We start from the raw sequence: 14,228 nt of genomic DNA on the forward strand, positions 1-14,228 counted from the left end.
CCATTATGCGCGTACTGCAAGGGCACAACAGGGGCTTTGCGATAGCCCAGTCTCTCGCTATGGCAAAGCTATGACCTACTCTGATCCTTTTGCACCGCTTGCTAGCCTTGATCGCCCCATACGCGTTGCGTCTCTTGGCGAATGCATGATCGAACTTTCTGATCTTGGCGCCGCCGATGGACGTGTGGCGATGGGCGTTGCTGGCGACACGCTGAACTTTGCCATTTATTTGGCGCGTTGCTGCCAAGACCTGGATGTCGAGGTGAACTATCTGACGGCTTTGGGCGTCGATCAGCTATCCGAGCAGATGATCGACGTTATGCAGACCGAAGGCGTTCATTCCGACCAGGTGGTGCGGTTTGCTGACAAGCTGCCGGGCCTATACGCCATCGAGCTAGATGATCGAGGCGAGCGATCGTTTCGCTATTGGCGCTCGCAATCGGCGGCCAAAAGCATGTTGGATGTCGATGGATTATCTGATGAGGCTATTGCCAGCTTTGACGTTTTGGTGCTGTCCGCCATTTCCCTTGCTATTCTTCCAACCGACGCTAGGGCACGGTTGATTGCTGTATGCGAGCGCATGAAAATGGCAGGCAAGGTGGTTGTCTTTGACAGCAACTACCGGCCCGCGCTCTGGCAAGGACAGGCTGAAGCACGGTCGGTGATTGGGTCTATGTGGGCGGCAACAAGCGTAGGTTTGCCGTCTCGCGATGATGAAGAAAAACTGTGGCCAGGCGAGACGCCGACACAGCTGTTCGCGCGGATTAATGTGGCAGAAGTTGCCCTTAAAGATGGCCCTGAAGGGCCTTGGCTTTGGACTGGCGAAGCCTTGCCAAAGATGGCCTTTCCGATTGCCGATCATGTTGTGGACACAACGTCAGCTGGGGACTCTTTCAACGCTGGTTACCTAGCCGCGCGCCTTAGAGGGCGCTCAGCAGAGCAATCCGCCACGGCAGGTCATAGGCTGGCCAGTGCTGTGATCGGCCAGAAGGGGGCGATCATTCCGCAGGCTGCGATGCCGCCTCAGGAATAATCGTCTGCGCGGTGCTGCGCCGCGATCGTATGGTCTTTGCAACAAACACCATCAAAAATGCCGCTGTTAGCATCAAGATGATTGTTGGGGCCGGCGCTGAGTCAATCCAGAAGCTGGCATAGATGCCGGCAATGCCAGCAATCAGTGTCACGCCAACAGCAACGATCATCATCGGGCCAAACCGCTTGGTCACCAGAAATGCAATGGCGCCTGGCGCGATCAAAAGGCCAATTGCCAGAATGATGCCCACCGCACTGAGTGTTGCAACGATGGTTAGCGAGAGCGCTGCCAGCAGCCCGTAGTGCAGCCATTTGGTGGGCAGGCCGATGGTTCGTGCCTGTGCCGGGTCAAAGGCATGGAGCATGAGATCGCGCCAAAACAACAACAAACCAGCTGTCACCAATGCCGAGATGCTGCCCGCGGTCCAAAGGTCCTGTGATCCGATGCCAAGCATGTTGCCAAACAGGATATGATCAAGGTGAAGCGAGGTTGTCACTGCGGCGTATATGACCAGGCCAAGCCCAAACATGCCCGAAAAAACAACACCCATAACCGTGTCTTGTTTCACACGCGAATTGTCGTTGATGTAACCAGTGGCCACTGCGCAGATCATGCCAGCGATGAAAGCGCCTATGAGCAGTGGCAGTCCGACAAGATAGGCAAGCACGATGCCCGGTAAGACAGCGTGGCTCACCGCATCGCCCATTAGAGACCATCCCTTGAGGACTAGGAAGCATGAAAGCATCGCGGTCGGCACTGCTAAAATGCATGTGATCAAAAAGGCTTGCTGCATGAAGCCAAACTGGAACGGCAGCAGAAGCGTCTCGATCATAGTGCGCGCTCCTCAACGGCAAGCCTTGCCGCGCGTCGGTTGGCAAGCAGACCGTGCTTGGGTGCGAACACAAAGGCAGCGAGAAACAACAAGGTTTGCAGGACGACGATCACGCCACCTGTCGCTCCATCGAGAAAATAGCTGATGTAAGCGCCAACAAAGCAGGTAAGGGTCCCAACTGCGACCGAAACGACAAGCAGTCGTGGGAAACGGTCGGTTAGCAGATAGGCCGTCGCGCCGGGCGTCACCACCATCGCTATGACCAGAAAAGCTCCTACGGTTTGCAATGCAGCGACCGTGGCGGCTGACAGGAGAACGAAAAAGATGAACCGAAGGCGAGAGGGATTTAGTCCAATGGCGCGTGCGTGGTTCTCATCAAAGAACACTGCCATCAAATCTTTCCACTTGGCGAGCAGCACGGCCAGGCAAACGAAGCCGATGATGGCCAGTTGAATTGTGTCGGTTGGCGTGATGGCCAGAATGTTGCCTAGGATAATCGTCTGAATGTCAATCGGGACGGGTGACACCGATACCATAAAGAGGCCGAGACCAAAGAAGCTTGTGAAGATGAGCCCGATGATCGCATCTTGTTTTAGGCCCGTGCGCTGACCGAGAAACAGCATGGCACCGGCAGCCAATCCACCAGCCAAAAACGCACCAAAGGCAAACGGCAAACCGAGCATATACGCACCCGCCACGCCGGGCACGATAGCGTGGGACAGCGCATCACCAATCAGCGACCAACCTTTGAGCATGAGGTATGCTGAGAGGAAGGCACACACTCCGCCTACCAATGACGAAACCCACATGGCGTTGAGCATGTAGCCGTAGGTAAAGGGCTCAAAGAGCACGCTCATGCATCATCTCCGGGCCGCTCACCATCTTTGGTGGTTCGGGTTTTGTCGTCATATATGACCATTGGGCGTTCATCATCGGTGAGGATGGTCACCTGACGGGCATCATCATCATCGTGGAGATCCTGGCCGCCGAGCACGAAGTGTCGCAACACGCCGCCAAAGGCGTTGGCGAGATTCTCTTGGGTGAACGTTGTCTCGGTTGGTCCGTGACAGAGCACCGTGCCTTTGATGAGGACCACGCGGTCGCAGAACTCTGGGACTGATCCAAGATTATGCGTGGAAACCAACATAATGCGACCTTCATCGCGCAGTTCTTTCATCAGTTTGATGATGGCTTCCTCGGTTTGCACATCGACGCCTGTAAAAGGCTCATCGAGTAGGATGACTTGGCCATTTTGTGCGAGGGCTCGTGCGAGAAAAACGCGTTTGCGCTGACCGCCGGAAAGCTCACCGATCTGTCTGTCGCGAAAGCCCTCCATGCCGACTCGCGCAAGGGCATTGGTCACGGCTTCATGATCTTTGCGGCTCGGTATGCGCAGCATGTTCATGTGGCCGTATCGGCCCATCATAACCACATCTTCCACCAGAACAGGAAAGGACCAATCCACTTCTTCGGCCTGCGGTACATAGGCCACGAGACCGGTTTTCAGCGCTTGGCTGACGCTTTGATTGAGGATGGAAATATGGCCGCCATCGAGTGGCAAGAAACCCATCAATGCCTTGAAGAGGGTCGATTTCCCCGAGCCATTGACGCCCACAAGAGCCGTGATTGTGTGGGTGGGCACCTCGAAGGATGCATCGTGCAGTGCGGTGACGCCATTGCGGTAGGTAACGGTAACGTGGCTGGCCGAGAGGCCGACCACGTCGTTTGTATCGCTGGAGATAGGGGCAATTTGGTTCAATTGATGCTTCCTGTCAGTCCCTCCGCGACGGTGCGCGAGGTCACGGTGAGAAGATCGAGATAGGTTGGCACTGGGCCATCAGCTTCTGACAAGCTGTCAACATAGAGCTCGCCGCCATAGGTCACGCCGGTTTCACGCGCGACTTGCTGGGCTGGATCAGTGTTCACGGTGCTCTCGCAGAACACCACTGGGATATCTTCAGTGCGAACGGTGTCGATAACGCGACGCACTTGTTGGGGAGTACCAACGGTATCAGCGTTCATCGGCCAAAGATAAAGCTCCTGCATCTCGAAGTCGCGCGCGAGGTAGGAGAAAGCGCCTTCGCAGGTGACCAACCAACGTTGACCCTCTGGGATCGTCAGTACCGCTTCACGCAGTGGTGCGATCGTGTCCTGAATCTGCTGTTTGTAGGCTGCTGCGTTGTTTGCGTAGACTTCCGCGTTCGCTGGGTCAGCTTCACCGAGCGCGCGCTCAATGTTGTCGACATAGATCAGCGCATTGTTCAATCCCATCCAAGCGTGAGGATTGGTTTGGCCTTCATATCCGCCCGAGGCAATCGCAATTGGGTCAATGCCTTCAGTGAGCGTGACCGACGGCACGTCGCCAAGATTGTCCAAGAACTGCTCGAACCAGAGTTCCAGGTTGAGCCCATTCCAAAGAATAAGGTCTGCATCCAGCGAGCGACGGATGTCGCCTGGGGTTGGCTGGTAACCGTGAATTTCGGCGCCTGGACGTGTGACCGAAACGACATCGGCCGCATCGCCAGCAACGTTTTGCGCCATGTCGGCAAGCACAGTGAATGTTGTGACCACCTTTAACCGCTCTTCTGCAGCCACATAATTGGCGGTGTACAGCAAAGCGATGGCGGCGCCCAAAACCATCGTGAAAAAGCCTGTGCTTTTGCGCACGCGTGACGTGCTTGGTGGTTGAGTGGGCGTTGTCGACAACTTGTTGGTCGCATCAGGGTTGGAGGGGGGAGTGTGGTGCATCGAAGGCTCCTTGAAGCTGGTTTCTAGTTTTGAATGATTATGAGAACGATTTGCAAGTACTATTCTAGCTGCGAATGATTTGCAACTGCATCAACACTGATTGGAGAAGGATGACTTGTGCTTGGAAACCGGCGGCAGAGGTCATTCCAGTAGGGGGCTGTACAGCACGAATGAATTTTGCTCGGCTTGTGGCCATGGCAACGCCGAACCTTTTGCGGACGATCAACGAGACCCGCGTTCTGAACCTTTTGTTTCAGCGCGGCCCGCATTCGCGTGCCGATATCGCTCGCGAGCTTCAAGTCACGCGATCAACTGCTTCTGCCTTGGTTGCTGGCCTTGTTGAACGTGGGCTGCTGCTGGAGACAGAAGAGACGGCAGATGTGGAGAGGATCGGCCGGCCTGGCTTTGTGGTGAAGCTCAATCCCAGTGCACGCACCTATATCGGCGTTGATATCGCTGTGTCTGAGCTTCGCATCGTTGCTTTGGACATGACGGCAAACATTATCGCGTCACTGACGGTGCCTTATACTGATCCGGCTACACCTGATTATGTCGTTAGCCTTGTTCGTCCCGCCGTTGAGAAACTGTTGGATGAGAACGGCCTCCAATTCAGCTCTGTTGAGGGGCTCGGTATTGCTATTCCTGGCCTTGTGGAAACCGATGGTGTGATCGTGTTCGCGCCAATCCTCAATTGGCGCAATGTCGACATTAAAGACATGATCGAGCGGGCGTTCGATGTCCCGATTGACCTGTATTTTGACAATGATGCCAATGCCTGTGCCTTTTCAGAGGGCTATCGCATGGACGCGTCTTCATCAGGCACGCTTGCTTATTTTCTGATGGACAGCGGCGTTGGGCTTGGCATTCTTCACCAGGGCCAGGTGTTTCGCGGACAAGAGGGCGTGGCCGGTGAAATTGGCCATGCACGGTTCTTTGGCGGCCTGAGCGACGAGACTGATTTTGCTGCCACACCGACCTTTGAGGATACAGTTGGCCGGGAAGGGGTGCTGCGGATGTGCGCGCGTCACCAGTTGCCGATAACCTCGATCCGAGAGTTTGTTGAACTGGCGAAGACCGGCGATCCTGCGGCACGGCGTGTGTTTGAACTGTGGGCGCGCTGTCTGGCTGTGGGTGTTGCGAACCTTTGCGTGATCCTCAACCCCGACCAGATTGTGCTTGGGGGAAAAACCGCTGAGCTGTTTTCCATCGACCCCAAACGTGTGCACGACGAAGCGAACCGACATCTGCGGTTTATGTTCAAAACACCCACTTTGCGCACCAGCGCGCTGGGTGTTTTGGCCGCAAGTGTTGGTGTTGCCAGCGTCACGCATCGCCAAAGCTTTGCTGTTTCAGCCAACACAGATGGTGCACTAAGCGCCTGATAAATCGAGTGAAAGCGAATTACTTCTGACAAGCTCGACGTTGCCTGTTGACAGCCAGCGACTTTGTTTGCAGTCTGAACAAACTCGGGAGAAATCGGTTTCGGGATTTGCGCACGTTTTTGCGCCTTCGAATGCCGAGCCAAGAAAAAGCAAAAACCTACGGCGCGCCCGAGCGTGCCCGTCTTGGGATGGAAAAATATGAAAAAATTGCTCGCATCGTCAGTGTGCGTGGCCGCTCTCGCGGTTGGCGCAACCGCCCCAGCTCATGCTGAGGGCGTAGAGGTTCTTCACTGGTGGACATCCGGTGGTGAAGCCGCTGCTGTGCAAGTCCTGAAAGACTCGCTCGAAGCTGAAGGCTATTCCTGGGAAGACATGGCTGTGGCCGGTGGTGGCGGTGACGCTGCACGGACCACGCTGCGTGCCCGTGTCGTTGCTGGTGACCCACCAACCGCCGCTCAGTTGCTTGGTATGCAGGTTACTGAATGGGCGCAGGAAGGTTTCCTTGGCAACCTCAACTCTGTTGCCGACGCCGGTGGCTGGAACGATGTCGTGCCAGCAGCAATCCAACAGTTTGGCACCTATGAAGGCGAGTGGGTTGCCGCTCCGGTGAACGTCCACCGCCCGAACTGGTTGTGGATGAACCGCGAGGTGTTTGAATCCAACAACCTTGATGTTCCGACCACATGGGAAGAGTTCAACGCTGTGGCCGAGCAGCTGCAGGACTTGGGCATCATCCCTTTGGCTCACGGTGGTCAGCCTTGGCAGGATGCAACGATCTTTGATGATGTGGTGCTCGGCATCGGTGGCCCAGATTTCTACCAGGCTGCAATCATCGATTTGGATGAAGATGCTTTGTCATCGGACACCATGGTTGCCGTGTTTGACCAGATGCGCACCATTCGCGGTTTCGTTGATGACAACATGTCAGGTCGTGACTGGAACCTTGCCAGCGCCATGGTGGTGCGTGGCGAAGCCGCCATGCAGCTGATGGGCGACTGGGCAAAAGGTGAGTTCATTGCGGCTGGCCTGACGCCAGGTGATGAAATCATGTGTGCCACGGCACCGGGCACTGAGGGCGCGTTCCTCTTCAACACCGACTTCTTTGCGATGTTCGATGTTGATGCTGGCGATGCTGAAGCACAGCAGGCGCTTGCTGCTGGTATCCTTGATCCAGGCTTCCAGGAAGCTTTCAACCTGGTGAAGGGCTCAATCCCAGCACGTACCGACGTGTCTCCTGACAACTTTGATGCTTGTGGCCAGCAGTCGATCTCCGACATGGCAGCAGCGGCTGAAGCTGGTACATTGATGGGGTCGATGGCTCACGGTCACGCGCAGCCAAGTGCGATCCAGGGTGCCATGGTCGACACGGTGACTCAGCACTTCAACTCTGACATGTCGTCTGCTGACGCTGTCGAAGCGCTGGTTACAGCCGTCAACGCCGCGCGCTAAGGCCGCACGCGTTTCTCAAGCTTTGCCGCAGGTATTTTCCCTGCGGCAGAGCGTTTGTTGCGCCTGATCCCCTCTCAAGGCGTCCGCTTTACCCTTTCTTGGTGGTCCTTTTGGCCCCTTAGCGGAGACCTGCCTGATGCAGCGCCTTCTCGCCCGAATTATGCCCGTTGCGGTGTTGTCGCCGACGATCATTCTGACGACGATCTTCATCTACGGCTTCATCGTTTTCTCGGTGATCTTGTCCTTCACCGGATCGCGCATGTTTCCGCGGTTCAACTTTGTTGGCTTTGATCAATACACACGTCTTTTCGCCAATCCACGCTGGGAAGTGGCCGTGGAGAACATGCTGATTTTCGGCATTCTCTACATTTTGCTTTCAACGCTGATAGGCCTGACGTTGGCGATTTTGTTGGATCAAAAGATCCGCAATGAGGGTGTCCTGCGCACGATCTACCTCTACCCGATGGCGATCTCTTTCATCGTGACCGGGGTGATCTGGCAGTGGATCCTGAACCCTGGCCTGGGCATCCAGACGTTCATGCGTAATCTGGGGTTTGAAAACTTTACCTTTGACTGGCTCGTGCAGAATGATTTGGCCATCTACTGCGTTGTGATCGCAGGTGTTTGGCAAGTCTCCGGCTATATCATGGCGCTGTTTTTGGCGGGTCTTCGCGGTATCAACACCGACATTGTGAACGCTGCTAAGATCGATGGCGCGAAGACGTGGCAAACCTATCGCTATGTGATCTTGCCCGAGCTGCGCCCCATGTTTCTGACAGCCTTTGTGGTGCAGGCGCATTTGGCGATCAAAAGCTATGATTTGGTTGTGGCCCTCACCAAGGGTGGGCCCGGCTTTGCCACCGAGTTGCCCTCGACTTTCATGTATTCGACCACCTTCACCCGCAATGAAATGGGGCTGGGTGCAGCCAGTGCTGTGATCATGCTGTGCACCATTGCTGCTGTGGTTGTTCCTTACCTCTACTCGGAGATTCGAAATGAGCGTCGCAGCGCTTGACGATACGCCCCCCTCGGGCAGCGAGCAACGCGCCGAGGTGGATTGGGGCGCACGGTTCAGCCGCATCGCGGTTTACGGGGTCTTGATATTCGCGGCTCTTGTTTTCCTGGTGCCGCTTATGTCGATGATTTTCACCAGTCTGAAGGACATGGATGAGATTCGTGGCGGCAACCTGTTGGCACCACCATCCGATATCACGATCTCTGCGTGGCTGAAGGCGTGGAATGAAGCCTGTATTTCGGTGCAGTGCGACGGGCTGGCGCCTTACTTTGTCAACTCGCTCATGATCGTTGTTCCAGCGGTGGCTATCTCCGTCGCTCTGGGTGCCATCAATGGGTATGTTCTCACCATGTGGCGCTTTCCCGGCGCTGACTGGGTGTTTGGGGCGCTGCTTTTTGGCTGCTTCATCCCATTCCAAATCGTGCTCATCCCGATGGCGCGTATGTTGGGAATCATGGGCATAGCCGGGTCTATTCCCGGAGTGGTGTTCGTGCACGTTGTGTACGGTATCGGCTTCACGACGCTGTTTTTCCGCAATTACTACGCCTCGGTTCCCAAAGAGCTGGTGAAGGCGGCAAGTGTTGATGGCGCAGGTTTTTGGGGCACGTGGTGGCATATCTTGATGCCGATTTCCTGGCCCATCGTGACCGTTGCGGTCATCTGGCAGTTCACCGGTGTGTGGAATGACTTTCTGTTTGGCGTGTCGTTCTCGTCCGGCAACAATCAGCCGGTGACGGTTGCGCTAAACAATCTGGTGAACACGTCCACCGGGGTCAAAGAATACAATGTCGATATGGCAGGCGCCATGATCTCCGCCTTCCCAACTCTCTTCGTTTACATCGTGGCGGGGCGCTTCTTCCTGCGCGGCCTGATGTCGGGCGCCGTCAAGGGCTAGGGTCGAGACCCTAGGGCCAAAAAGGATACTCACAATGACCACGCTTGCTGTTCAGGACATCAAGAAAAGCTTCGGCCCCACAGAGGTGCTCAAAGACATCGATATGGAGATCGGCACCGGGGACTTTCTGGTGCTGGTTGGTCCTTCCGGTTGCGGGAAGTCCACGCTGCTCAACATCATTGCTGGCTTGGAAAATCAAACGTCCGGCCAAGTGGTGATTGCTGGGCGCGATGTGTCCAATCTTCAGCCAAAGGAACGAGACATCGCGATGGTGTTCCAGTCCTATGCGCTTTACCCATCGATGACGGTGGAGCGGAACATCGGCTTTTCTCTGGAAATGGCGGGGGTCGCCAAGGCGACACGGACTGAGCGCATCAAAGAAGTGGCCGAGCTTTTAAAGATCACCGACCTTCTGAACCGGCGCCCGAGCCAATTGTCTGGCGGTCAACGCCAACGTGTAGCGATGGGCAGAGCGTTGGTCCGAGAGCCGCAGGTGTTTCTGTTCGATGAGCCGCTTTCGAACCTTGATGCAAAGCTGCGTGTGGACATGCGCGTTGAGATCAAGAAGCTGCATCAGCGCCTTGGTGCAACCATTGTGTATGTCACCCATGATCAGATCGAAGCCATGACCATGGCGACGAAGATAGCGGTGATGAAGGGTGGTATCATCCAACAGTTCGGTGCGCCGAAAGACATTTACGATCGTCCGTCTAACACCTTTGTTGCGACGTTCATGGGCTCGCCTGCCATGAACCTACTCAAAGGCACCATCAAAAAAGATGGCGCTGCCTGGGTTGTCGATCATGGCACTGAAAAGGTTGCCGTGCCGCGCCATGTGGACGTCTCCGGCCTGCGCGAAGGGCAGGAGGTGCTGGTGGGCATTCGTCCTGAAGCCGTTCATTTGGCCTCAGAAGTTGCGCACGATAGTCGTATCGATCAAGGCTGGGAGTTTGATCGCAGCATCGATGTGACCGAACCTACCGGTCCGGCAACGCTGGCATTGTTTGAGGTGGATGGCACAGAGTTCCACGCCTCGCTCTCCGGTGATGCTGATGTTCAAGCCGGGCAAAGCTACCGGTTCAAAGCGGACCTTTCCAAAGCTCTCCTTTTTGATGCTTTGAGCGAACAGCGCATCGCCCATGTGGACGAAACCAACCAGCCCCAAGAGACGCAAGCAGCCTGACAATGGAAGAAACTCCCCCCTTCCGGATCGGTGTCTTGGGCGCCGGACCGATTGCTCAATTTGGTCATTTTGAGGCCTGCGCGAAAGCCGGCAATGCTGAGCTTTACGCGATCTGCGATGTCGCCGAAGACTTGGCCACACGGATGGCTGTGACCCATGATGCTGGTCAGGTGTTCACCGACTACGATGCGATGCTTGCCGACCCTCTTCTGGACGGTGTGATCATCGCAACGTCCGACCCATTTCATGTCCCCATGTCCATCAAGGCGTTGGAAGCGGGTAAAGCGGTGTTGAGTGAGAAGCCGCTGGGTATCAGCGTTGAGGATGTTTTGGAGCTTGAGGGCGCTGTGGCGCGCACTGGCGGCTATCTGCAAGTTGGTCACATGAAGCGTTTCGATCCAGGTATTGAGGCGGCCAAGGCATTCATCGACGAAAAGATGGGGGAGGTTCAGGCCCTCAAAGCTTGGTACTGCGATTCAACGCATCGCTACACCAACACCGATGCTGTGCAGCCGCTGCCTGTGCGTTCTGCCAATGCCAAGAAACCTGCAGGTGATCCCAAAGCTGACAAGCAAAGCTATTTCATGCTCGCGCATGGCTCGCACCTGGTTGATCTGATGCGGCATCTGGCGGGCGAGATCATAAACGTTTCGGCACGTCTCTCAGAGAAGTTCGGTGCTTATTGCTGGTTTGTGGATGTGGAGTTTGCCAGTGGCGCGCTTGGACATATGGATCTGACCGTCGCTGTGCGTATGGATTGGCATGAGGGCTTCCAGATGTATGGTGAGCACGGCGCCATCCTCGCGAAGACTTACAACCCTTGGTACTACCGGTCTTCTGAAGTCGACATCTTTGATGAAGCCACAGCCAGCACCACGCGCGTTCTGGGTGCTGATGGCCACTTTTTCCGCCGTCAGGTGGAGGGTTTTGTGCGTGGTGCGCGCGGTGAAAGCACGCAAGCGGCTGGCATTGTGGATGGCGTACAGAGCGTGAGGGTGATGGCGGCGATCCGTCAGTCCGTTGCAACCGGTCAGCCAGTGGATGTGGCAACGGCAGGTGGAGCGGTCTGATGCAGATCGGTATCTTCGCCAAAACCTTCCCAGGCAGTGACCCTGATACTGTTTTTGCATCGGTGAAATCTGCTGGATTTGCCGCTGTTCAACACAATTGGGCGTGTTCGGGACTCGCATCTGTGCCAGGCACAATTCCTGACGACGCGCAGGCTGATGTGGCCCATGCCATGGATGCGCATGGCCTTCAGATGGCGGCGGTGTCGGGCACAGTGAATTTGATCCATCCGGATGTGGTTGTCCGTCAGCAAGGCATCGACAATCTCAAGACTGTCATTCGCTCAGCCCCCGCCATCCAGGCACCCGTCGTGACTCTGTGCACGGGATCGCGCAATGCGGACGATCAGTGGGCCGATCACCCAGACAACCAGATGCCTGAGGCTTGGATGGACCTGTTGGCGGCCATGGAGCAATTGTTGCCGGTGGCTGAAGAGGCTGGTGTGAGGCTCGGTGTTGAGCCGGAATTGGCCAATGTTATCAACAGCGCCGAGGCAGCCAAACGGTTGATTGATGAGGTTCAGTCCGACGCCATCACGATTGTCTTTGATCCGGCCAATCTCTTTGAGATCGCTTCGCTGGACGAGCAACAGCACATCGTTGCGGAAGCGCTGGAGCGATTGGCCGGGCATATAGGCATGGCCCACGCCAAGGATCGTACAGCTGATGGAGGCTTCACCACCGCAGGGCAGGGTGTTCTCGATTATCCCTTTTTCCTCAAAGGGCTGCGCACCGTTGGGTTCAATGGCCCGCTGATCACCCATGGTCTATCGGCGGCCGATGCGCCGGGTGTTGCCATGTTCCTTTCGGAGCAATTGGCATGATGCGAACCTTCGATCATCAGGGACTCACCTTGTCCTATCGCGATGAAGGCGAGGGGCCAGCGTTGATTTTCCAGCATGGCCTTGGCGCCAGCGCTGACCAGCCTTTCGACGTTATGGGCAGTTATGACGGCTTTCGTCGTATCGCGTTGGAGTGTCGTGGCCATGGGGCCAGCGACTTGGGCGACCCCAGCGAGCTTTCCATCGCCACCTTCGCTGATGACCTTTTGGCCCTGATGGACCATTTGAGCATCGCCAGCGCCCATGTTGGTGGTATTTCTATGGGCGCTGCCATCGCTACGCGGTTTGCGGTGCTCAACCCGTTGCGTTCCCGCTCTCTGTGTGTGGCGCGTCCTGCTTGGTTTGACCGTGCGGCGCCGGACAATATGGCGATCTTTGCTGTGGCTGCGGCCTTTCTTGATGCCCATGGGGTAGAGGGGGGGCGTGAACGTTTTGCAGCCAGCGAGCCTTATGCTGCGCTGAAGGCCGCCTCGCCCGACAACGCGACTTCATTGCTTGGGCAGTTTGATCGATCTGACCCTTTCTCAACAGTCGCGTTGCTTTCACGCCTTGCGGTTGATGGTCCAGGTATTTCGTTCGCCGACTATCAGGCTTTGCGATTGCCAGTGCAGGTGATTGGCCATGAGCTGGATGCCATCCACCCATTGTCGATGGCACGGGCCATTGCTGATGCGACGCCTGGGTCTGAGCTTGTTGAAATCACGCCGAAAAGCACCAGCAAAGAGCGTTATGCCTCTGAGTTTTCATCAGCCGTTCAGCGTTTTCTGCACAGCGTGGAAAGCGCAGAAAGTGCGGTTGCAACACCGGCGTCGGCGTTTGCCAATGACTGATCACGGGACGATCTTGGTCGCAGATGTGGGCGGTACATCCATGAAGCTCAGCGCGGTGTTGGACGGAGCGCCAGCGCCTTTTAGCCAGCGTGTTTCATCGCATGAACTGCGGTGCGCCGATCCCCTGGGTGCATTTGAAACCATCTTCCAGACCTTTGCGAAAAACCATGCGTTGGCCTTTGACGCTGTTGTGATGACTGTGCCAGGGTTTGTGGACCGCGACTTTGATCGCGTGCTCTATGCTGCCAATCTTCCTGAACTCAACGGCGTTTCTCTTTCTTCAGGGCTTTCCAAACGCCTTGGCGTTCCTGTGACTTTAGAACGTGATGCTGTGCTGCTGCTGCAAGGTGAGCGGGCGAGTGGTGTGGCACAAGGGACCGATAGCGTGCTCGGCATTTTTTTCGGCACTGGGGTTGGCGCAGCTTTGATCGAAAACGATCAAGTGTTTCGCGGCGCTGGATGGGCCTTGGAGATTGGGCATATGCCTATCCATGGCGATGCAGAGCCGCTTGATGGACTGAAGGCCGATAGTTTGGAGGTTTACGCCTCGGGCCGGCGTCTCAACCAGCTTGCCGAGACTTATGGTGTGCCGGTGGAAGCCTTGTTTGAACAGGAAGGTCCGCCAGCATTGCTCGATGATCTAGAAACTTTCGTGCGCGATCAGGCTTTTGCCACCGCATCAAGCTTGTTGATGTTTTGCCCAGAAACGTTGGTGCTTGGAGGCGGCGTCTTGGACATGCGCGGGTACCCACGAGAGGCTCTGGTTGAGCAAGTCCGCGCGCGCGCCACGCTTCCACCCAAGCGCCCTCTTGATATCCGTTTTGCAACGCGTGGCTGGCGCGCTGTTCTCGATGCTGCGCAAGCGTTGATGGCGGAGCGAGAGGCATCTTTTCAACACGCCGCGCTGCATGCGCACGCCTAAGGTTGGTCGCGTTTTCGGACGGAAAATCGG

Annotated in this window: 14 protein-coding genes; 10 read left to right on the plus strand and 4 right to left on the minus strand. The window is 56.2% G+C overall.

Annotation, left to right across the window (positions count from 1 at the left end; genetic code table 11):
- Positions 1 to 70: 70 nt before the first annotated feature.
- A complete protein-coding gene (locus ABWH92_RS10760; RefSeq protein ID WP_375568210.1) occupies positions 71 to 1,033 on the plus strand; it encodes a sugar kinase in 963 nt (320 codons plus the stop codon).
- On the opposite strand, the gene ABWH92_RS10765 is transcribed toward ABWH92_RS10760, so the two are convergent.
- From ABWH92_RS10765 to ABWH92_RS10780, 4 genes are read right to left on the minus strand one after another with little or no spacing between them, the layout of a single operon-like run.
- Positions 999 to 1,865: a metal ABC transporter permease gene (locus ABWH92_RS10765; protein WP_375568212.1), complete on the minus strand. Its 867-nt coding sequence runs from the start codon at positions 1,863 to 1,865 to the stop codon at positions 999 to 1,001. The genes ABWH92_RS10760 and ABWH92_RS10765 overlap by 35 nt on opposite strands.
- Positions 1,862 to 2,722 (minus strand): metal ABC transporter permease, encoded by an 861-nt coding sequence (locus tag ABWH92_RS10770; protein WP_375568214.1) that lies wholly within the window; start codon positions 2,720 to 2,722, stop codon positions 1,862 to 1,864. Before ABWH92_RS10770 ends, ABWH92_RS10765 begins: the two co-directional genes overlap by 4 nt.
- Positions 2,719 to 3,615 carry a manganese/iron ABC transporter ATP-binding protein gene (locus tag ABWH92_RS10775; RefSeq protein ID WP_375574235.1) on the minus strand — a complete coding sequence of 299 codons (897 nt, stop codon included), beginning with the start codon at positions 3,613 to 3,615 and terminating at the stop codon, positions 2,719 to 2,721. The genes ABWH92_RS10770 and ABWH92_RS10775 overlap by 4 nt, the downstream gene beginning before the upstream one ends.
- A 5-nt stretch (positions 3,616 to 3,620) precedes the next feature.
- A complete protein-coding gene (locus ABWH92_RS10780) occupies positions 3,621 to 4,505 on the minus strand; it encodes a metal ABC transporter substrate-binding protein (protein ID WP_375574236.1) in 885 nt (294 codons plus the stop codon).
- 302 nt (positions 4,506 to 4,807) lie between these two features.
- Here ABWH92_RS10780 and ABWH92_RS10785 point away from each other — a divergent pair, with 302 nt between their 5' ends.
- From ABWH92_RS10785 to ABWH92_RS10825, 9 genes are all read left to right on the plus strand, one after another.
- A complete protein-coding gene (locus ABWH92_RS10785; protein ID WP_375568215.1) occupies positions 4,808 to 5,995 on the plus strand; it encodes an ROK family transcriptional regulator in 1,188 nt (395 codons plus the stop codon).
- A 198-nt stretch (positions 5,996 to 6,193) separates the two neighbouring features.
- The gene (locus ABWH92_RS10790) at positions 6,194 to 7,444 is read left to right on the plus strand and encodes an ABC transporter substrate-binding protein (RefSeq protein WP_375568217.1); all 1,251 of its coding nucleotides are present in this window, start codon (positions 6,194 to 6,196) and stop codon (positions 7,442 to 7,444) included.
- A 136-nt stretch (positions 7,445 to 7,580) separates the two neighbouring features.
- A complete protein-coding gene (locus tag ABWH92_RS10795) occupies positions 7,581 to 8,459 on the plus strand; it encodes a carbohydrate ABC transporter permease (protein ID WP_375568219.1) in 879 nt (292 codons plus the stop codon).
- A complete protein-coding gene (locus tag ABWH92_RS10800; RefSeq protein ID WP_375568221.1) occupies positions 8,440 to 9,354 on the plus strand; it encodes a carbohydrate ABC transporter permease in 915 nt (304 codons plus the stop codon). Before ABWH92_RS10795 ends, ABWH92_RS10800 begins: the two co-directional genes overlap by 20 nt.
- Before the next feature lie 34 nt (positions 9,355 to 9,388).
- Complete coding sequence (locus ABWH92_RS10805) at positions 9,389 to 10,537, plus strand: ABC transporter ATP-binding protein (protein ID WP_375568223.1); 1,149 nt, start codon at positions 9,389 to 9,391, stop codon at positions 10,535 to 10,537.
- Positions 10,534 to 11,607, plus strand: a complete 1,074-nt coding sequence (locus ABWH92_RS10810; protein WP_375574237.1) for a Gfo/Idh/MocA family protein — start codon at positions 10,534 to 10,536, stop codon at positions 11,605 to 11,607. Before ABWH92_RS10805 ends, ABWH92_RS10810 begins: the two co-directional genes overlap by 4 nt.
- Positions 11,607 to 12,428 carry a sugar phosphate isomerase/epimerase family protein gene (locus ABWH92_RS10815; RefSeq protein ID WP_375568224.1) on the plus strand — a complete coding sequence of 274 codons (822 nt, stop codon included), beginning with the start codon at positions 11,607 to 11,609 and terminating at the stop codon, positions 12,426 to 12,428. Before ABWH92_RS10810 ends, ABWH92_RS10815 begins: the two co-directional genes overlap by 1 nt.
- A complete protein-coding gene (locus tag ABWH92_RS10820) occupies positions 12,425 to 13,276 on the plus strand; it encodes an alpha/beta fold hydrolase (protein ID WP_375568226.1) in 852 nt (283 codons plus the stop codon). Before ABWH92_RS10815 ends, ABWH92_RS10820 begins: the two co-directional genes overlap by 4 nt.
- Entirely contained in the window at positions 13,269 to 14,198 is a 930-nt protein-coding gene (locus ABWH92_RS10825; protein WP_375568227.1) for an ROK family protein, read from the plus strand. The genes ABWH92_RS10820 and ABWH92_RS10825 overlap by 8 nt, the downstream gene beginning before the upstream one ends.
- Positions 14,199 to 14,228: the final 30 nt, after the last annotated feature.

Origin of the sequence: Ahrensia marina (assembly GCF_042140245.1) — a bacterium.
Classification (GTDB): Bacteria; Pseudomonadota; Alphaproteobacteria; order Rhizobiales; family MH13; genus MH13.